10 protein-coding genes and 1 pseudogene are annotated in these 15,933 nt (G+C 61.7%); 9 read left to right on the top strand and 2 right to left on the bottom strand.

The genetic code is table 11. The annotated features are described in order from the left end of the window. Positions 1 to 207: 207 nt before the first annotated feature. The 9 genes and pseudogenes from ACFJIU_RS17745 (at position 208) to ACFJIU_RS17705 (ending at position 13,755) form a co-directional block, all read left to right on the top strand. Entirely contained in the window at positions 208 to 1,818 is a 1,611-nt protein-coding gene (locus ACFJIU_RS17745; RefSeq protein ID WP_379062008.1) for an IucA/IucC family protein, read from the top strand. Beyond that, positions 1,815 to 2,888: a GNAT family N-acetyltransferase gene (locus tag ACFJIU_RS17740; RefSeq protein WP_379062005.1), complete on the top strand. Its 1,074-nt coding sequence runs from the start codon at positions 1,815 to 1,817 to the stop codon at positions 2,886 to 2,888. Before ACFJIU_RS17745 ends, ACFJIU_RS17740 begins: the two co-directional genes overlap by 4 nt. After that, positions 2,885 to 4,708, top strand: a complete 1,824-nt coding sequence (locus ACFJIU_RS17735; protein WP_379062002.1) for an IucA/IucC family protein — start codon at positions 2,885 to 2,887, stop codon at positions 4,706 to 4,708. Before ACFJIU_RS17740 ends, ACFJIU_RS17735 begins: the two co-directional genes overlap by 4 nt. 18 nt (positions 4,709 to 4,726) lie before the next feature. After that, positions 4,727 to 6,042 (top strand): annotated as a pseudogene (locus ACFJIU_RS17730) (lysine N(6)-hydroxylase/L-ornithine N(5)-oxygenase family protein). A gap of 280 nt (positions 6,043 to 6,322) precedes the next feature. Further along, a complete protein-coding gene (locus ACFJIU_RS17725; protein ID WP_379061999.1) occupies positions 6,323 to 8,782 on the top strand; it encodes an autotransporter outer membrane beta-barrel domain-containing protein in 2,460 nt (819 codons plus the stop codon). Further along, on the top strand, positions 8,779 to 9,531 hold the full coding sequence (locus ACFJIU_RS17720; RefSeq protein WP_379061996.1) for an autotransporter outer membrane beta-barrel domain-containing protein: 753 nt from the start codon (positions 8,779 to 8,781) through the stop codon (positions 9,529 to 9,531). The genes ACFJIU_RS17725 and ACFJIU_RS17720 overlap by 4 nt, the downstream gene beginning before the upstream one ends. Then, positions 9,531 to 10,079, top strand: coding sequence for an invasion associated locus B family protein (locus ACFJIU_RS17715; RefSeq protein ID WP_379061994.1), 549 nt, complete (start codon positions 9,531 to 9,533; stop codon positions 10,077 to 10,079). The genes ACFJIU_RS17720 and ACFJIU_RS17715 overlap by 1 nt, the downstream gene beginning before the upstream one ends. Positions 10,080 to 10,293: 214 nt before the next feature. Further along, positions 10,294 to 11,979 (top strand): ATP-binding protein, encoded by a 1,686-nt coding sequence (locus ACFJIU_RS17710; RefSeq protein WP_379061992.1) that lies wholly within the window; start codon positions 10,294 to 10,296, stop codon positions 11,977 to 11,979. 204 nt (positions 11,980 to 12,183) lie between these two features. Next, positions 12,184 to 13,755 (top strand): hybrid sensor histidine kinase/response regulator, encoded by a 1,572-nt coding sequence (locus ACFJIU_RS17705; RefSeq protein WP_379061990.1) that lies wholly within the window; start codon positions 12,184 to 12,186, stop codon positions 13,753 to 13,755. 8 nt (positions 13,756 to 13,763) lie between these two features. Here ACFJIU_RS17705 and ACFJIU_RS17700 read toward each other — a convergent pair whose 3' ends face one another. Both ACFJIU_RS17700 and ACFJIU_RS17695 read right to left on the bottom strand, forming a co-directional pair. Further along, complete coding sequence (locus tag ACFJIU_RS17700; RefSeq protein WP_379061988.1) at positions 13,764 to 14,402, bottom strand: LuxR C-terminal-related transcriptional regulator; 639 nt, start codon at positions 14,400 to 14,402, stop codon at positions 13,764 to 13,766. A 210-nt stretch (positions 14,403 to 14,612) separates the two neighbouring features. Beyond that, entirely contained in the window at positions 14,613 to 15,671 is a 1,059-nt protein-coding gene (locus ACFJIU_RS17695; RefSeq protein ID WP_379061986.1) for a LacI family DNA-binding transcriptional regulator, read from the bottom strand. Positions 15,672 to 15,933 lie beyond the last annotated feature (262 nt).

Here is a 15,933-nt window from a genome sequence, read left to right as displayed (position 1 = left end):
ATAAATATGCAAATGCAACTGTCGAGAGTTAAAACAATGGATGCCGTTACTTATGTAGACGACAGAAGTAATACTGCTCCATCTGTCGATAGATTATTGAATGCTCTTGTTCGGGAGTGGGGCGGATGCCGTTTCGATCGCGCTGAACGCTTTGGCATCCCACAAGAAGGCAAAGACGTTCTTGTCCTTGATTTGCCAGCAACAGGCGTGGTTGTCGTCGCGCCGCTGCGTCATCGGTCACGTGTCGGCTATCACGGTTTCGAAGGCCGGATGTGGCTTCTGGCCGACGGCGCGACCATTGAGATCGAACTCTTCGATGTCCTTGCCATGCTGTTGCGTGAGCAGGATATTCGTGGCCGCTCCAGTGGTGCCAGCAGGCTGAACTTGCAGAGGCGAGCGGCCGCCAGTGTCGCAGCGATCGCGCAAACCGTCGCGGCCCGGGGGACTGCACGACCGTTTGCTGACGGTGTGCCGGACTTCATCGAGGCGGAAAGCGCGTTGCGCTTCGGTCACGCCGTCCACCCGACGCCGATGAGCCGCGATGAGTTTTCCGAGGAAGACTCGCGCCGCTTCGGCCACGAATATGGTGGCGCTTTCCAGTTGCGCTGGTGGACCGTGCACCCGGACGTCTTGGCCTGTGGCAGTGTCGAACCACGCGATGTCGCCGAAATGGTGCCGGGGCTCGTCGGCGATGACCTTGCATCCCTTCTGGAGAACGCCGAAGCCTCGCGGCTTTTCCCCATGCACCCCTGGCAGGCCTCGCGGCTGATGCTGGTGCCGGCCGTGCAGGGTCTCTTTGCAGCCGGCCTCGTGCGAGATCTTGGCCTCGCCGGACCCTCATGGCGTGCGACGACGTCGCTGCGCACCATCCATTCCGCGGACAGCGCCTGGATGCTGAAATTCTCGCTCGACCTCAAGCTGACCAATTCGCGGCGGGTCATCGAACGGCACGAATGCGACCGCGGGCTTTCGGTGCACAGCCTGGTCAAGGGTACGTTGGGCGACAAGCTCAGGGATGCCTGCCCGACGCTGACCGTGCTCGGCGAGCCGGCATGGATGGCTTTGCGCGACGGGCCTGACGGAGCGGTGCTCACCAGCACCATCGTCTCCTTCCGCGAGAACCCGTTCCAGCGCGACAACGCGCCCAAGGCAGCCGTATTGGGCGCCCTGTGCGAGCGTCACCCGGGGCAGGCGGAGAGCCATCTTTCCGATCTCGTCCGGCTTGTTGCGAAGCAGGAGGGTCTGGAGCCATCCGTTGTTGCGGAATGCTGGTTCGAACGGTTCCTCGATACCGCGATCGAACCTTTCTTCCTCGCCTTCTCGGAATTCGGGCTGCTGTTTGGTGCACATCAACAGAACCTCGTCGTCGGGTTGAATGATGGCTGGCCCAGCCATCTCTATTTCCGCGACTGCCAGGGCACCGGCTATGTCCGGGAATTCCTGCCGATGCTGCGTGAGCACCTGCCTTCCGCCGGCGGCAAGGGCGATCATGTCTTCGATGCGGAGGCCGCTGCCCGCCTGTTCGGCTACTACCTCGTCATCAACGGGGTCTTTGCCGTCATTTCGGCGCTCGCCGATGCCGGATTGTCCAGCGAAGAAGCCCTGCTGGCCCGCTTCCGCCTGCTGCTGGAAAGGCTCGCCGCGCGGGCACCCGGCAGCCCGGCCTGCATCGACTACCTGCTCAATTCGCCCACGCTCGGCAGCAAGGGCAATTTCCTGTTTTCGTTGAAGAACACCAACGAGAACACCGAGGTGACCGATCCGCTCGCCGGCTACGTTCCGATGTCAAACCCGCTTTTCACGAGGAAGCCCGCATGAACATCCAGCTGAGAGAAAACCCCGACCGAACTGATGGCATTCTTGCCATCAGCAAGCATTTTCTGGCTTCGGACGACGGCGCGTTCGAGGTCCGCTATGACGGCAGCAAACTGACGCTGGTGTCTCCAGCCGGTGTCCGGATCGCGCAGGCGGCACTGATCCGGCACCAGGCCGAACTGCTGCTCGAAGACGTTGTCTTCGAGGCTGGCAGACAGGACCAGCCGCAAATGCTTGCGGCGCTTGCCGACGCGGTCTTCAGCCGTTTTCCCGACGCCGGGCAGATCCTGTTACCGGCTGTCGAGGAGACCTGGCCGGTGATCGCGCTGGCGACGGCACGCACCGCGGAGCCTGCGGCGGGCAGGTCGCGCACGGTGCTAAGGCGTTCTGTGCTGCGGCAGTTGCCTCTGCTCTGGCGCAAGCAGGCGTCGCACCTGACCTATCCTGCGATCGAGACATCGATCGGCCCGGCCGATCGGCTGCCGCCGCTGCGTTCACCTCGCCCCAATGGCGTCATGTATGAACGGTGGCTGCCCGATCTTGATCTAACCCTGTCGTTCCGGCCGATCGATCGGCGCACGGATCTCGATCTTTTCCACGCATGGATGAATGACGGCCGCGTCTCCTTCTTCTGGGAGTTGGCGCAGAGCCGGGAGGAACTGGACGCCTATCTCGCCGCCCAGGAACAGGATCCGCATATCTTCGGTGTCATCGCCAGCCTGGATGGCGAGCCGAGCGGCTACCTTGAATTCTACTGGGGCAAGGAAGATCGCCTCGGACCTTACTATGAGCCGACCGATTACGACCGCGGCTGGCATGGTCTGATCGGTAACAAGCGGCATCTCGGCAGGCCGAAGACGCTGGCGCTGTTCCGTTCGGTGACACACTACCTGTTTCTCGACGATCCGCGCACGCAGCGCATCGTTGGTGAGCCGCGCGCATCGAACCATAAGATGCTGAGCTATTGCGCCGATGCTGCTTACGACAAGGTCAAGGAATTCGACTTCCCGCACAAGCGTGCGATGTTCGTCTGCTGCCAGCGCGAGCGCTTCTTCAGCGAGGTGCCGCTGTGAGTGCGTACAGTACACCACTCGGTCCCTTGCCCAAGGGACGAGCCGTCACCGGCGAGCTCTGGCGCCGCGCCAACCAGGCCATTCTGGCGCGCGCCATTTCGGAACTGATCTATGAGGAGGTGCTGCCAGTCCGGCCGCTGAACGCGGCTGGCCGATATTGGGAAGTGCCGCTCGGCGATGACGTTGCCTACCGCTTCGAAGCCGAGCGCCGCATCTGGGGTCAGTTGTCGATCGACCCGGAAACGCTCACGCGTGTCACGGCTGTCGATAGTCAGTCGGCAGACGACGCCGTGGCGTTCTTCGTTGATGCGCGTGCCACGCTCGAAATCTCCGCACCCACGCTGAGCACCTACGCCAAGGAACTCTACAGCACGTTGATGGCGGATGTACGCATCCTTGCGGAGCGTCAGGCATTCACCGCCTTCGACCTCGCCAGGCTGCCGGATCTCGATCTGCAGCGCCTGCTCGACGGCCATCCGAAGGCGCCGGCGAACAAGGGGCGCATCGGCTGGGGGCTCGAGGCTTTCGAGGCCTATTCGCCGGAGTTCGTATCCGAGTTCCAGCTGTTCTGGATTGCTGCCCAACGGACGCATCTGCGTTTTTCGACCGATCCCGACGTGACCGAATCCACTTTGCTCGAGGCTGCTCTAAACCAGACGGAACGAGCGCGCCTGGAGGCTGCTCGCGATGCTGCGGGCGCGTCTGCCGAAACGCATCTGTTGATGCCTGTCCATCCCTGGCAGTGGCAGGCCATGCTTGCTGCAAACTATGGCGGCGAGATCGCTGCTGGACGCATCGTGCCGCTCGGCCGGTTCGGCGACTATTTTGCCGCCCAGCAATCCTTGCGCACTCTGGCCAACGTCTCGCGGCCCGAGGCGCTGCATGTGAAGCTGCCGCTCACCGTGCTCAACACCTCGGCATGGCGTGGCGTGCCCGGAAAATACATGGATATCGGCCCGCTTCTGTCCCGTTGGCTGGCCGATGTGGCAGCCGCTGATCCGGTGCTGAAGCCGGCTTGCGTGCTTGGCGAAGTGGCGGGTGCCTTCTATCCGCATCCTCAATTCGAGCGTATCGAAGCCGCACCCTACCAGCATCTGGAAATGTTGGGTGCTATCTGGCGCGAGAGCCCGCTCCAGAATCTGCCAAAGGGCAAGCGGCCGATGATGATGGGCGCCCTCACGCAAACCGATACGCAAGGCCGTCCCGTGATCAGCGCTCTGATCGAGCTCTCGGGTCTCGGCCACGAGGTCTGGCTGCAGCGTCTGTTCTCCGCCGTCTTCGTGCCGCTCTATCACTTCCTGTGCCGTTACGGTGTCGGCTTCATCGCCCACGGCCAGAACATCACCATCATCTTTGAGGGTGACGTACCGGTCGGCGTTGCGGTCAAGGATTTCCAGGGCGATCTCGACCTGGTCGATGCCGATTTCCCCGAACTCGCCTCGCTCGACCCGGCGGTTCGCGCCACGTTGAAACGACGCCCGCCGGCGCATCTGCTGCAGCATCTGCAGACCGGCCACATCGCCAGCGTGCTGCGCTTCGTCTCGGCTGCACTGGCCGATTTCGACGGACTGGACGAGGCAGTCTTCTACCGTGTGCTCGCCGACTGCGTCGTCTCCTATCAGGCGCGGCATCCAGAACTTGCGGAGCGTTTCCGCCTGTTCGATCTGCTCCAGCCAAAAATGCCGCGCATCGCCATCAACAAGGTGCGTTTTGCCATCGGCTATGGCGATGCCGGCGAGCGCCCGGTTCCCGCGCTCGGCACTGACCTCGACAATCCATTGTACCTCGGCCTGACCATCGGCCGGGGAAAAGCGGCCTGAACAACAACGGAGCTGTCCATGACATCCCCAGTCCTCGACCTCGCAGGGATCGGCATCGGTCCCTTCCATCTGAGCCTCGCTGCGCACCTCGACGCGATCCCTTCCGCCGATGTGTGTTTCTTCGACGACAAACCGGCCTTCGACTGGCATCCAGGCATGATGCTGGAAGGCGTGGAACTGCAGACCTCCTTCATGAAGGATCTGGTAACGGCCACGCTGCCGACAAGCCCCTGGAGTTTCGCCAGCTATCTGGTTTCGCAGAAGCGGTTCTACGAGTTTCTCAATGCCGATTTCGACGCGATTCCGCGACGTGAGTTCGCTCGCTATCTGTCCTGGGTCGCCGCCGGGCTCGACAATCTCCGCTTTGGGCGATCCGTGCGCGAGGTCCGCTTCGACGAAGGAACTTTCCATGTTCGCTTCGACAATGAAACACGCCTGGCGCGCAACCTCTCTCTCGGCGTTGGGTTGAAGCCGAACATTCCAAACTGGGCGCAGGCGGCTCTGGGCAAGACCTGCTTCCACACCAGCCAGGCAGCTTACCAGCTGGGTGGTTTGGACGGACGGCGGATCGTCGTCATCGGTGGTGGCCAGAGCGGCGCCGAGATCATGCAGCACCTGCTCTCGCAGCCGGAAGCGGCGCATCAGTCCATTGCCTGGATCAGCCGCCGCCAGAATTTCCAGACGCTGGACGATTCGCCCTTCACCGACGAATTCTTCACGCCGCAATATGTCGAACGGTTCCATGCGCTGCCGCGTTCACGCAAGCTGCCGACGGTTGCACAGCAGAAACTGGCAGGCGACGGCATTTCGGCCTCGACGCTGCGGGCGATCTATCAGAAGAGCTATGCGCTGCGTCACCTTTCAGGCCAGGAACATGATCTCGCCTTCCTGCCGCACCGCGAAGTTCTCGACCTGCGCCACGAGGGCGGCGAGTTCCGCCTCGTCATGCGCAACGGCTTCGACGGCAGCGTGGAGATGGTGAGTGCGGACGCTGTCGTGCTCGCCACCGGTTATGTTTTCACGGTGCCGGAATCCTGGCACCGCTCGGCGAGCGGCTCGATCTCGATGAACGCGGCCTTTACCAGCTGCGCGAGGATTTTTCCGTGGGATGGGACGGGCCCGAGGCCGCGCGCATCTTTGCGCTCAATGCCGGTCGTCACAGCCACGGGATTGCCGAACCGCAGCTCAGTCTGATGGCATGGCGCAGCGCCGTCATCGTCAACGCCTTGCTGGAGCGCGAGCATTTCGATCTCGCCCTTCGGCCATCGGCGGTGAAATGGGTGAGCGATTCTGCGGATGTACTATCCCAGAGGGCACAAGGCTCCGCTCTGTAGAAGGCAGCAACCCTGAGGGTGGTTGCCGTGATAGGCGGTATCGAGGGATTGAACAAGCGCTTGCCTCGCAAGCGCTTGTTTTGTTTTGATTTTATTGATGCGCCGCCAAGGCGGAAAGGTGCACGCCTTCCGCTAGTGCATGTGTGCTAATGGTCGCCGTACTCCTCAAAAGGCTAGATCGCGTCGTTGCGGTTTAAGCGTGGTCGTCGGGCGGGCGGGCTTTGACGGTCACGCTTCATTGTTCGGCGACGAACGCTTTGCACTTAATGAGGGACGTGTCTTGATCGGAAATACGATCGGAAAATCAGGCGCAGCGCGCTGGACCAAAATTCTCCTGGCTTCCACGATTCTGGGCGGCGGTGGGGCAAACATCGCGCCTGCGATTGCGCTGTCTGCGGCTGTGTCGCTGGGCGGGGTCAGCCAGGCTTTCTCGGCCACGCCGCCGGACAGAGATGATCTGCTGCTGGATGGTGCTGGCGAAAGCGACACTTGGTCGAGCGATCACACCCTGCTCCACGATTTTCTCGTTGGTCTCAATCTGAAGGGTGCGGTCCTAACAATCAACAGCGGTGCCAAAGTCACTGTTGGCGACAACATGATCATCGCAGGTGTTGCGGGAGCTCAAGGCACCGTAGTCGTGACGGGCGCGGGCTCGGAATTGAACGTTCTGCGCACGGGGAACGGAGACAAGTCACTCAATGTCGGCGGTGGCGGTGACGGCTATGCGGCGGTCCCGATCACGGGCGGCGATGGCACCTTGCGCATCGAAAATGGCGGCAAGGCGGATGCCAAGTATACCTATGTCGGCACTGGGCAGCAGGCCAAGGGAACATTGATCGTCACGGGTCAGGGTTCGTTGCTGACCACGGACGAACTTCGTCTCAACACGGGTCTGGATGCCCCCGGGAGCAGCACCATCACCATTGAGAACGGTGGCTCCATCGCCACCAACTATGCTGAGACGGGCGGCGTATTTGCCGATACACCCGATGCCAAGGTGGTGGTGACGGGTGATGGCTCGAAATGGGTCAACGCCGGTAACTTCAAGATTGGCGGAGACATGACCGTCGAAAACGGTGGTTTTGTCCAGACGTCCACTGCCGAGATTGGAAATCTCTCCGGGTTCGGCAGCTCATCCCTCGACGAAAACACGGTCTATCTCACCGGCGACAAGTCGTCGTTCAATGTCACCGACACGTTGACCATCAAAAAAGGCAATCTGTCGATAGCCAATGGCGCCAAGCTGAATGTCGCCAACAGCATCGATCTGCGTGGCGAAGGCGGCTACCTGACCATCGGCGGCAAGATCGACATGTCGGATGTCTTCGACGAGCCGAAGGCACTCGCCGTCGAGGCGGCTGGCAGCATCAACAAGGAAGCCGTCATCACCTTCGGGTCGACGAAGAACGAGGGTCACCTCAACTTCAACCATACGGGTACTGGCAGCGCCGCTTATACGCTTGAGAATGCGCTGGTCGGTGATGGCATCATCACGGCATTGGCCGGCGAGACCGTCCTGTCGGGTGACCTGACGAAGTTCTATTCCACCGCCGGCAGGCTGGGTGGCGGTGTTGTCATCGATGGCGATAGCGCCAAACTGGTCTTGAAGGGTGACCTGGGCACAGCGGCGTCCGATCCGCATCCGATCAGTCCAACCCGGACGAGCTTCAGGGTGAACAACGGTTCACTGGTTCTCGGCGGCGCGACCGGCCAGCTTGTCGCGAACAACAGCTACTACTCCAGTGTGGTTGATGTGAACGCCAAGGGCTGGCTTGAAGGCTGGGGCACCATCGGCTCGACGGATGTCAACGGGGGTGTGATCGCGCCTGGAACATCCGATAACCGCATCGGCACCATTACCGTCAAGGGCAACCTGACATTCTATGCTAATTCGAACTACAACGTCGACATTGCAGGCAATGGCATGAGCGACAAGATCGTGGTCGAATCGGTGAACCAGAACGGCATCGCCGACATCAAGAACAACGTCAACGTCAACGTGACGGCGTTGGAAGCCGCAGCGAACTACCAGACCGGACAGACCTACACGATCCTGACGGCGGCGGGTGGTATCACCGGCCAATTCGCGCAAGCGGTTTCGCAGTCGGCCTTCCTGGATGTGTCGCTGGATCAGCAGGCCAATCAGGTCGACCTGAAGATCAAGGTGAAGCAGGATCCCACCGAGCCTGGTGGACCTGGAGGAGAGCCTGGCGGGCCTGGAGGAGAGCCTGGTGGGCCTGGAGGAGAGCCTGGTGGACCTGGAGGAGAGCCTGGTGGACCTGGAGGCGAGCCTGGTGGACAGAATCCTGGCGGTCAGCCCTCGCGTCCCGGTCCGAATGTCAGCGGTCCGTTCGATGACGTGACCGAGACAAGCAACCAGTACGAGACGGCGGTGGCCCTGAACTCGCTGCCGCAGGACGGTGGCGCCGGCCACGCGCTCTACAATGCGCTGTTGCCACTCAATGCCGCCGACGGTCGCGCCGCTTTCGAACAGCTATCTGGTGAGGTGCATGCCTCCGGTACGACCGCGCTGATCAATTCGTCGCAATATGTGCGCAACGCAGCCAACGATCGTGTCCGTGCCGCCTTCGGCGATGTTGCCGCAGCCGCCATGCCGGTCATGGCCTATGGTCCCGACGGCAAGGACATCGAAGCCGCAACCACCGCAAGGACTGCCGCCTGGGCCAGGTCTTCGGTGCCTGGAGCAGCATCGACGGCGACGGCAATGCCTCCCGCATGAAGCAGACGACCGGCGGCTTCGTCACCGGCATCGACACCGAGCTTGCAGAAGCCTGGCGCGTCGGCGTGCTCGCCGGCTACAGCCGCACCTCCTTCGATGCCAAGGATCGCACCTCGTCGGGCGACAGCGACAACTACCACCTCGGCCTCTATGGCGGCACGCGCTGGGGTGCACTGGCCCTGCGCACCGGGCTCTCCTACACCTGGAGCAACATCGAGACCGGCCGCACCGTCTCCTTCCGCGGCTTCAATGACGGCCTGTCGGCCGACTATGATGCCGGCGCCTTCCAGGCCTTCGGTGAGCTGGGCTATCGCCTCGATGCGGCAGGTGCCGCCTTCGAGCCGTTCGTCAACCTCGCCCATGTCAGCCTGCGCACCGACGGCTTCACCGAAAAGGGCGGTGCTGCTGCCCTCAGTGCCGAGGCGCAGACCACCAACACCACCTTCTCGACGCTCGGCCTGCGTGCCTCGACCGACTTCATGCTGGGCTCGGTCGCAGCCTCGGCCAACGGCACGGTCGGCTGGAAGCATGCCTTCGGCGACACCACGCCGTTCACCAAGGTCGGCTTTGCCGGTTCCAGCCTGTTCACGGTGGCCGGTGTGCCGATCGCCAAGAATACCTTCGTGCTGCAGACCGGTCTCGACATGAAGGTGACCGACAATGCCACGCTCGGCATTTCCTACAATGGCGAGTTCGGCTCCGGATCGTCGACCAACGGCGTCGACGCAAGGCTCGGCATCCGCTTCTGATGCCAGCTATCAGATCGTTGATCGGCGCGGCGGCCTTCCTGGCTGCCGCGTCTGCCGCTTCCGGGCAGGAACAGCAACCCGCCGCCGGCTCGGCCGCTGCCGCAGGCGGACCGTCGTCGCTGTCGGAGACCTATGAGGACTGGCGCGTCGCCTGCGTGGCGGCGCCCGAAAACAAGAAGCAGTGCGCCTTCTCGCAGGGCCAGGTCAGCCAGAACGGCCAGCGTGTGCTCACCATCGAGCTGACGCCTGCCGACGATGGCGGCTTGAAGGGCCTGCTGGTGATGCCGTTCGGGCTCAACCTCGACAAGGGCGTGACCTTCTCCGTCGACGACACACCGCCGGGCAAGCCGTCGCGCTTCCGCACCTGCCTGCCGGGTGGCTGCGTCGTGCGGCTCACCTTCACGCCGGCAACCACCAAGGCGCTCAGCACCGGCACTACGCTGAAGCTCGGCGCCTTCGCTTCCGACACCGAAAAGGACGTCGCCTTCTCCATCTCCCTCAAGGGCTTCAACCAGGCCCTCGAAAGAACCATCCAACTGGGGAAATAACGAAGGGAGGCTAGCGCAATTCCAGGAAAAGTGTGTAACGGTTTTCCGTCCGGAATTGCGTAAAAACAAAGAGTTAGAGCTTTTCCGCGTTTCTGTGAAACCGGAAGCGCTCTAGCCCTCCCTTTCGCATTCTGGAATGTCGCTTAGGCATTCGAAATGCCCTGATTGTCGTGCCCCAGGCGATCAGCTCCTGCCCCTGATCGGGATGCACATCATGCCTGGTGGCTTGCGAACGAAACTTGCCGACCTTTTCGTTACCCGGAACGACAGGCCCAATGACGCCGAGCGGGCTCAGGCGACCTTTCGTCTCGGGGCGGCGACGCTGTTTACGGTCGGCATGCTGAGTGTCTTTTCGTCGAGAGGCGACACGGCATTCAGCACGACCCAGACAATCCTGTCGTTCTCATCCTACATCCTTGTCTCGGCGCTGATCCTGTTCTGGATTGTGAAACGGCCAGGCGAGAACCTGCTTCGGCGCGCCATTTCGATGGTCAGCGACTACATCGCCGTCGGCGGTATCATGACGTTCGGAGGTGCGGCCCTGCTGCCCGCCTATGCGCCGCTGTTGTGGGTGACGGTCGGCTATGGCCTGCGCTTTGGCTCACGCTATCTGATTGCCTCGACCTGCATGGCGCTGATCAGCATTCTGGTCACCGCCTATTTCAACCCGTTCTGGCGCGAGAACCCCTATGTGACGATCACCCTGATCCTCACCACGGTTCTCGTTCCGGCCTATGCCTACAGCCTGCTTGAGCGTGTCTACACGGCCTTCAATGCCGCCCGCGAAGCCAATGTGGCCAAGTCGCGTTTCCTTGCGCAGGCGAGCCATGATCTGCGCCAGCCGATCCATGCGATCAGCCTGTTCACCGCCTGCCTCAAGGATACGGGTCTCGATCGGGAACAGCGCCAGATGGTCGAGAATGTAGATCGTTCTCTGCAGAGCGTGTCGCGTCTGTTCCGCTCCCTGCTCGATATCTCCACGCTCGACAGCGGCAAGGTGACACCGTTCTTCGAGCCGGTCGCGGTAAAAGACCTGTTCGAGGATATCGTCAGGCAGAATTCCGAGGCGGCGCAATGGGCCGGAGTCGATTTGCGGGCGGTTCCGACACGAGCCTACGTCACCGTCGATGCCACCTTGATGACCACCGTCCTGCAGAACGTGGTCTCGAATGCTCTGAAGTATGCGCCGGACCACCCTGTGCTGATCGGTTGCCGTCGCCGGAACGGGCAGCTCGCCATCGAGGTCTACGACCGTGGCAACGGCATCGCCGCGCATCATCTGCCGAAGGTGTTCGACGAGTTCTACCAGGTCCGGGAGCGCGGTGACCGCGACGTCGACGGCGTCGGCCTCGGCCTGCCGATCGTCAAGCGACTGACGCGGCTGATGGGCTTGTCGGCCTACCTGCGCTCCGTCCCCGGTCGCGGCACCACGGTGATTATCGAAGGCCTGCAAATCTCATCGCAGGCGGCAGCGGCCAAACCGAAAGCAGAGGGCCCGAGGCCGGCGATCGAAGGCCTGCGTGTCCTGCTCGTCGAGGACGACGAGGACGTCTTGCTCGCCACTGCCACCTTGTTGCGGAAATGGGGCTGCATCGTCGACATCCAGCCGTCGATCCCTGATGAAGTGGCCGAATGCGATCTGATCGTGACGGACTTCGATCTCGGTGCGAAGGCTACGGGAGCTGATTGCATTGCACGTGTGCGGCATCTGCTGAAACGCAAGGTGCCTGCCATCGTCATGACCGGCCACGACGAAAACAGGGTGAGGGTCGATCTTGGTGATCCGGAAATCGCGATCCTGGCGAAGCCGATCCGTCCGGCAGAACTTCGCTCGATGATGACTGCGGAAAAACTCAAGATCGATCGTTTAGCCAGGCAAACCGGTGCGATTTCGCACTGACCGCAGACGTTGGCGAGTTCACACAGGGACGGCGTCGGTGTAGGGGGAAGTGTCGGCGCCGCATACGGCCCATGGAGTGGGGCAATTTTGAAGAAGCGTGACCATGCGGGGCTTCCGCCTGCAAGAATGGGAGGTGCCCCCGAAAACAGGGAGCAGGAGAGCTATGATGCCGAGCGCTCCCAGGCATTCGTCAGGATTGTCTTCGTGCCGATTCTGGCGGTGTACATCTGGGTCGTCGCCTGGCTCGACAACGCGGCGACATCCTATGCCAATGGTTTTGCCGGCTACTACTTCGCCTACGTTCCCGTTTCGTGGTTGCTGCTGTGGTGGGTTGTTTACAAGCCGGTGGTCTACAAGCCCCGCCGATTGGTTTCGATGGGTTGCGACTATCTCGCATTCTTCTCGGCGATGTCTATCGGTGGCGCGGCATTGCTGCCGCTCTATGCCGCACTGCTTTGGGTAACGGTCGGCAACGGGCTTCGTTTCGGACCGCGCTACCTGATTCTGGCTACCGCGATGGCGCTGGTGACGATCGCCTTGTCATCCTATTTCAACGCCTATTGGCGTGAGAACCCTTATGTGGCGCTGACCCTGGTGATGACCACCATCCTGGTGCCGGCCTATATCTATGCTCTGCTGCAACGCGTCTATGAAGCCTATGATGCAGCGCATGAGGCGAACCTTGCCAAGTCGCGCTTCCTGGCGCAGGCCAGCCATGACCTGCGCCAGCCGATCCACGCCATCAGCCTGTTCACCGCTTGCCTGCGCGACACCGGGCTCGACCGCGAACAGAAGCAGATGGTCGAGAACATCGACCGCTCGCTGCATTCGGTGTCCGGCCTGTTCCGCTCGCTGCTCGACATCTCGACACTCGACAGTGGCAAGGTCACACCGCATTTCGAAGTCGTCGCCGTGCAGGACATCGTCGATGAGGTGCTGACGCAGAATGCCAACCGGGCCGAATGGTCGCAAACGACGTTCAAACTGGTGCGTACAAGGCTGCATGTGCGCACCGATGCCGCTCTGCTCACCACCATTTTGCAGAACATCGTTTCCAATGCGCTGAAATACGCGCCGGGCAGCGAGGTGCTGATCGGCTGCCGCCGCCATCGCTACGGCCTGTCGATCGAAATCCACGATCGCGGCGAAGGCATCGCCGAGGAACATCTGCCCAGGCTGTTCGACGAATTCTACCAGGTGCGCGAGCGCGGCGACAAAGACATCGAAGGCGTCGGCCTCGGCCTTTCTATCGTCAAGCGGCTGGCGCATCTGATGTCCCTGCGGGTCTCGATCCGCTCGGTCCGGGGACGCGGCACCAGCGTGCGTATTGCCGGCCTGCCGGTGGTGTCGGCACCCGAGCGCACGAAGAAGATCGCCCCGGAGCGGTTCTCGTCACCGTTGGAAGGCTTGCGGGTGCTGCTCGTCGAGGACGACGAGGATGTGCTTCTGGCGACGGCCTCGCTACTGGAGAAATGGGGCTGCGTCGTGCAGGCCGAAACCGGAGCGGATCTGTCCGTCGCGGCCTGCGATCTGGTCGTCACCGACTTCGATCTCGGCGGCGGCATTGTCGGTGCCGACTTCATCCAGGAAGTGCGCCGTCAGGCGGGCCGCGACATCCCCGCCATCGTCATGACCGGCCATGACGAGAACCGGGTGCGCGAGGAACTCGGGCAGCAGGACATCCCGATCCTGTCGAAGCCGGTGCGACCTTCCGAACTGCGCTCAACCATGATCGCGCTGTCGCTGGGGCGCACCAGGGAGCGTGCACGTGCCTGATGGCGGGCTTAGATCCGGTCGACCCAGCCCTCGTTGAGGGCCTTGACCGCTGCAGCCGAGCGCGAGCCGACATTGAGAACACGCAACAGAGCCGAGACGTGGATGCGCACGGTGTAGTGCGAAATGTCGAGCGTGCGCCCGATTTCCTTGTTGGATTTGCCGTCGGCAAGCAAGCGCAGAACTTCACGCTGGCGTTGCGTGAGGCTGTTGAGGATGTCCGCGTCTTCTGCAGGGTAGGGCACCCGATCCGACGACTTGAGCTTGATCACATATTCGCCGTCGCGGACCGCGGCGATCGCCTCCATCAGCTCGCTTGGCGGCACGGATTTCGAGACGAATCCGTCGACGCCGCCGGCCATTACCATGTCGACCGTACGGCGATCGTCGACCATCGATACGACCATGATGGACGACCGCTGGAATTCCTGGCGCAACTCGGCAAGCGAACGTTCCGCGACGAGGCCGGGGAACAAAAGGTCCATGATGAAGAGTTTGGGCTGGCGTCCTGCGCGCGCGGCAGCCAGGACTTCGTCCATTGTTTCGGCTTCGACGATGTCGGCGTCGGTCTCGACTGTCTGTACGACACGGCGCAACCCTTCCCGAAAAACGGGATGGTCGTCGGCAACGATGATCAGATCTTTTGGCACTGCTTCCCCCTGGCGGCGGTTGGCTATCGGGGGCAGGTCAAGCTCGGCTGTCGCATCGGCGCTATGTAGCATTGACCAAATGGTCAAACAACACGGGTTACCCCAAGGATACCCCATCTTGGGCTAGTGCATTTGCACTATGGTGATGCCACGTAGTGCGATTGGAACGTGTTCGGAGCTGAAGAAATGACGCCTCCGGACTGGGGAATCTCAGCGCAGCCTTGGTGAGGCCGTCGTTTCTCTCACGACGAGCGGCCCATCGATCTTTACGGTCATTGGACGGAATTGTTTATGGTGCGCCACCATGTCGATCAGCATCTCGGTCGCGCGCTGCCCCATTTCATAGTTGGGCAGCACGAGTGTCGAAAGGCGTGGATGGGTGTAGCGAGCGAGCTCCTGATCGTCATAACCCATCACGCTGAGCTCAACCGGAACCTTGATACCCATCTCGTTGGCGGCTTCAAGAGCGCCAAGCGCCATCAGGTCGTTGCCGCAGAATATGGCGGTCGGCGGATTGTCGGTCGACAGCAGGTCGCGTGCATGGTGATAACCGGTCAACGGCAGCCAGTCGCCGCTGCGTACCAGCGTTTCGTCGAAGGCGATATCGGCGGTGGCGAGTGCCTGCCGATAACCTTTGAGGCGGTCGATGGAAGCATCCATCCACGGCTCGCCGTTGATGAAGCCGATGCGGCGATGGCCCAGGCCGGTGAGATGGGCGGTCGCGGTGAAGCCGCCGGCAACTTCGCCCGGCAGGATCGAAATGTGGCGCCGCGCTTCGCCGTAGCAATTCAGCAGGATAGTTGGGAGTCCCTGAAGGGCTTGAGGCACTGTCACACGCCTGGTGAAGATCGAGGAGTAGATCACGCCGACGATCGATTTGTCGCGTTTGATCGCTTCGATGGTCGCTGCTTCCAGTTGCGGATTGGAGCGCGTCACATAGGCGGCCACCAGAAAATCCTGCTCGAAGGCGAAGTCACGCGCGCCATCGAAGCTGACCACCGGATGCGGACTGGTGGAGATTTCGTCGACGATGTAGGCGATCGTCCGCCCCTCGGCATCGGATGATATCTCCCCCCTGATCCCCGGTAACTGGTAGTTCACCTGCCTGGCAGCCTCGAGCACGCGTTGCCTGGTTTCCGGAGATATTCGGGCGCCCGTCATCTGGTTCAGCACGAGCGAGACGCTTGACTGCGAAACGCCGGCAATACGGGCGACGTCCGTCATGGTCGGTCGTCCCTGGCGTTTCTCGCCGCCGTTGCTCTGACTCACAGCGCTGGTCCTCGCCTTGAATTCACGATCGTGCCCGCAATGGTTTCTCGACCCGTCGATAGCATCATAGTCATTTGATCATAAAATTATCAAGCGGTGATCGGATTTTGGAACGGCAGGCCTCTGTATGACTGATTTTGCGCGGTTTTTCTATTCCGGGCGACTGTTAACCCACTGATTTTGGCAGGAATTGGCGCATTTTACCCGTATTTGAGGCATATCACGCTCCTGCTTTCATGCCGGGTTTCGATAATGCCGTCTC

It is taken from the genome of Mesorhizobium sp. UC74_2, assembly GCF_042701485.1.
In the GTDB taxonomy this organism is placed as follows: Bacteria; Pseudomonadota; Alphaproteobacteria; order Rhizobiales; family Rhizobiaceae; genus Mesorhizobium.
This window is presented reverse-complemented; position numbering and strand designations above follow the sequence as displayed.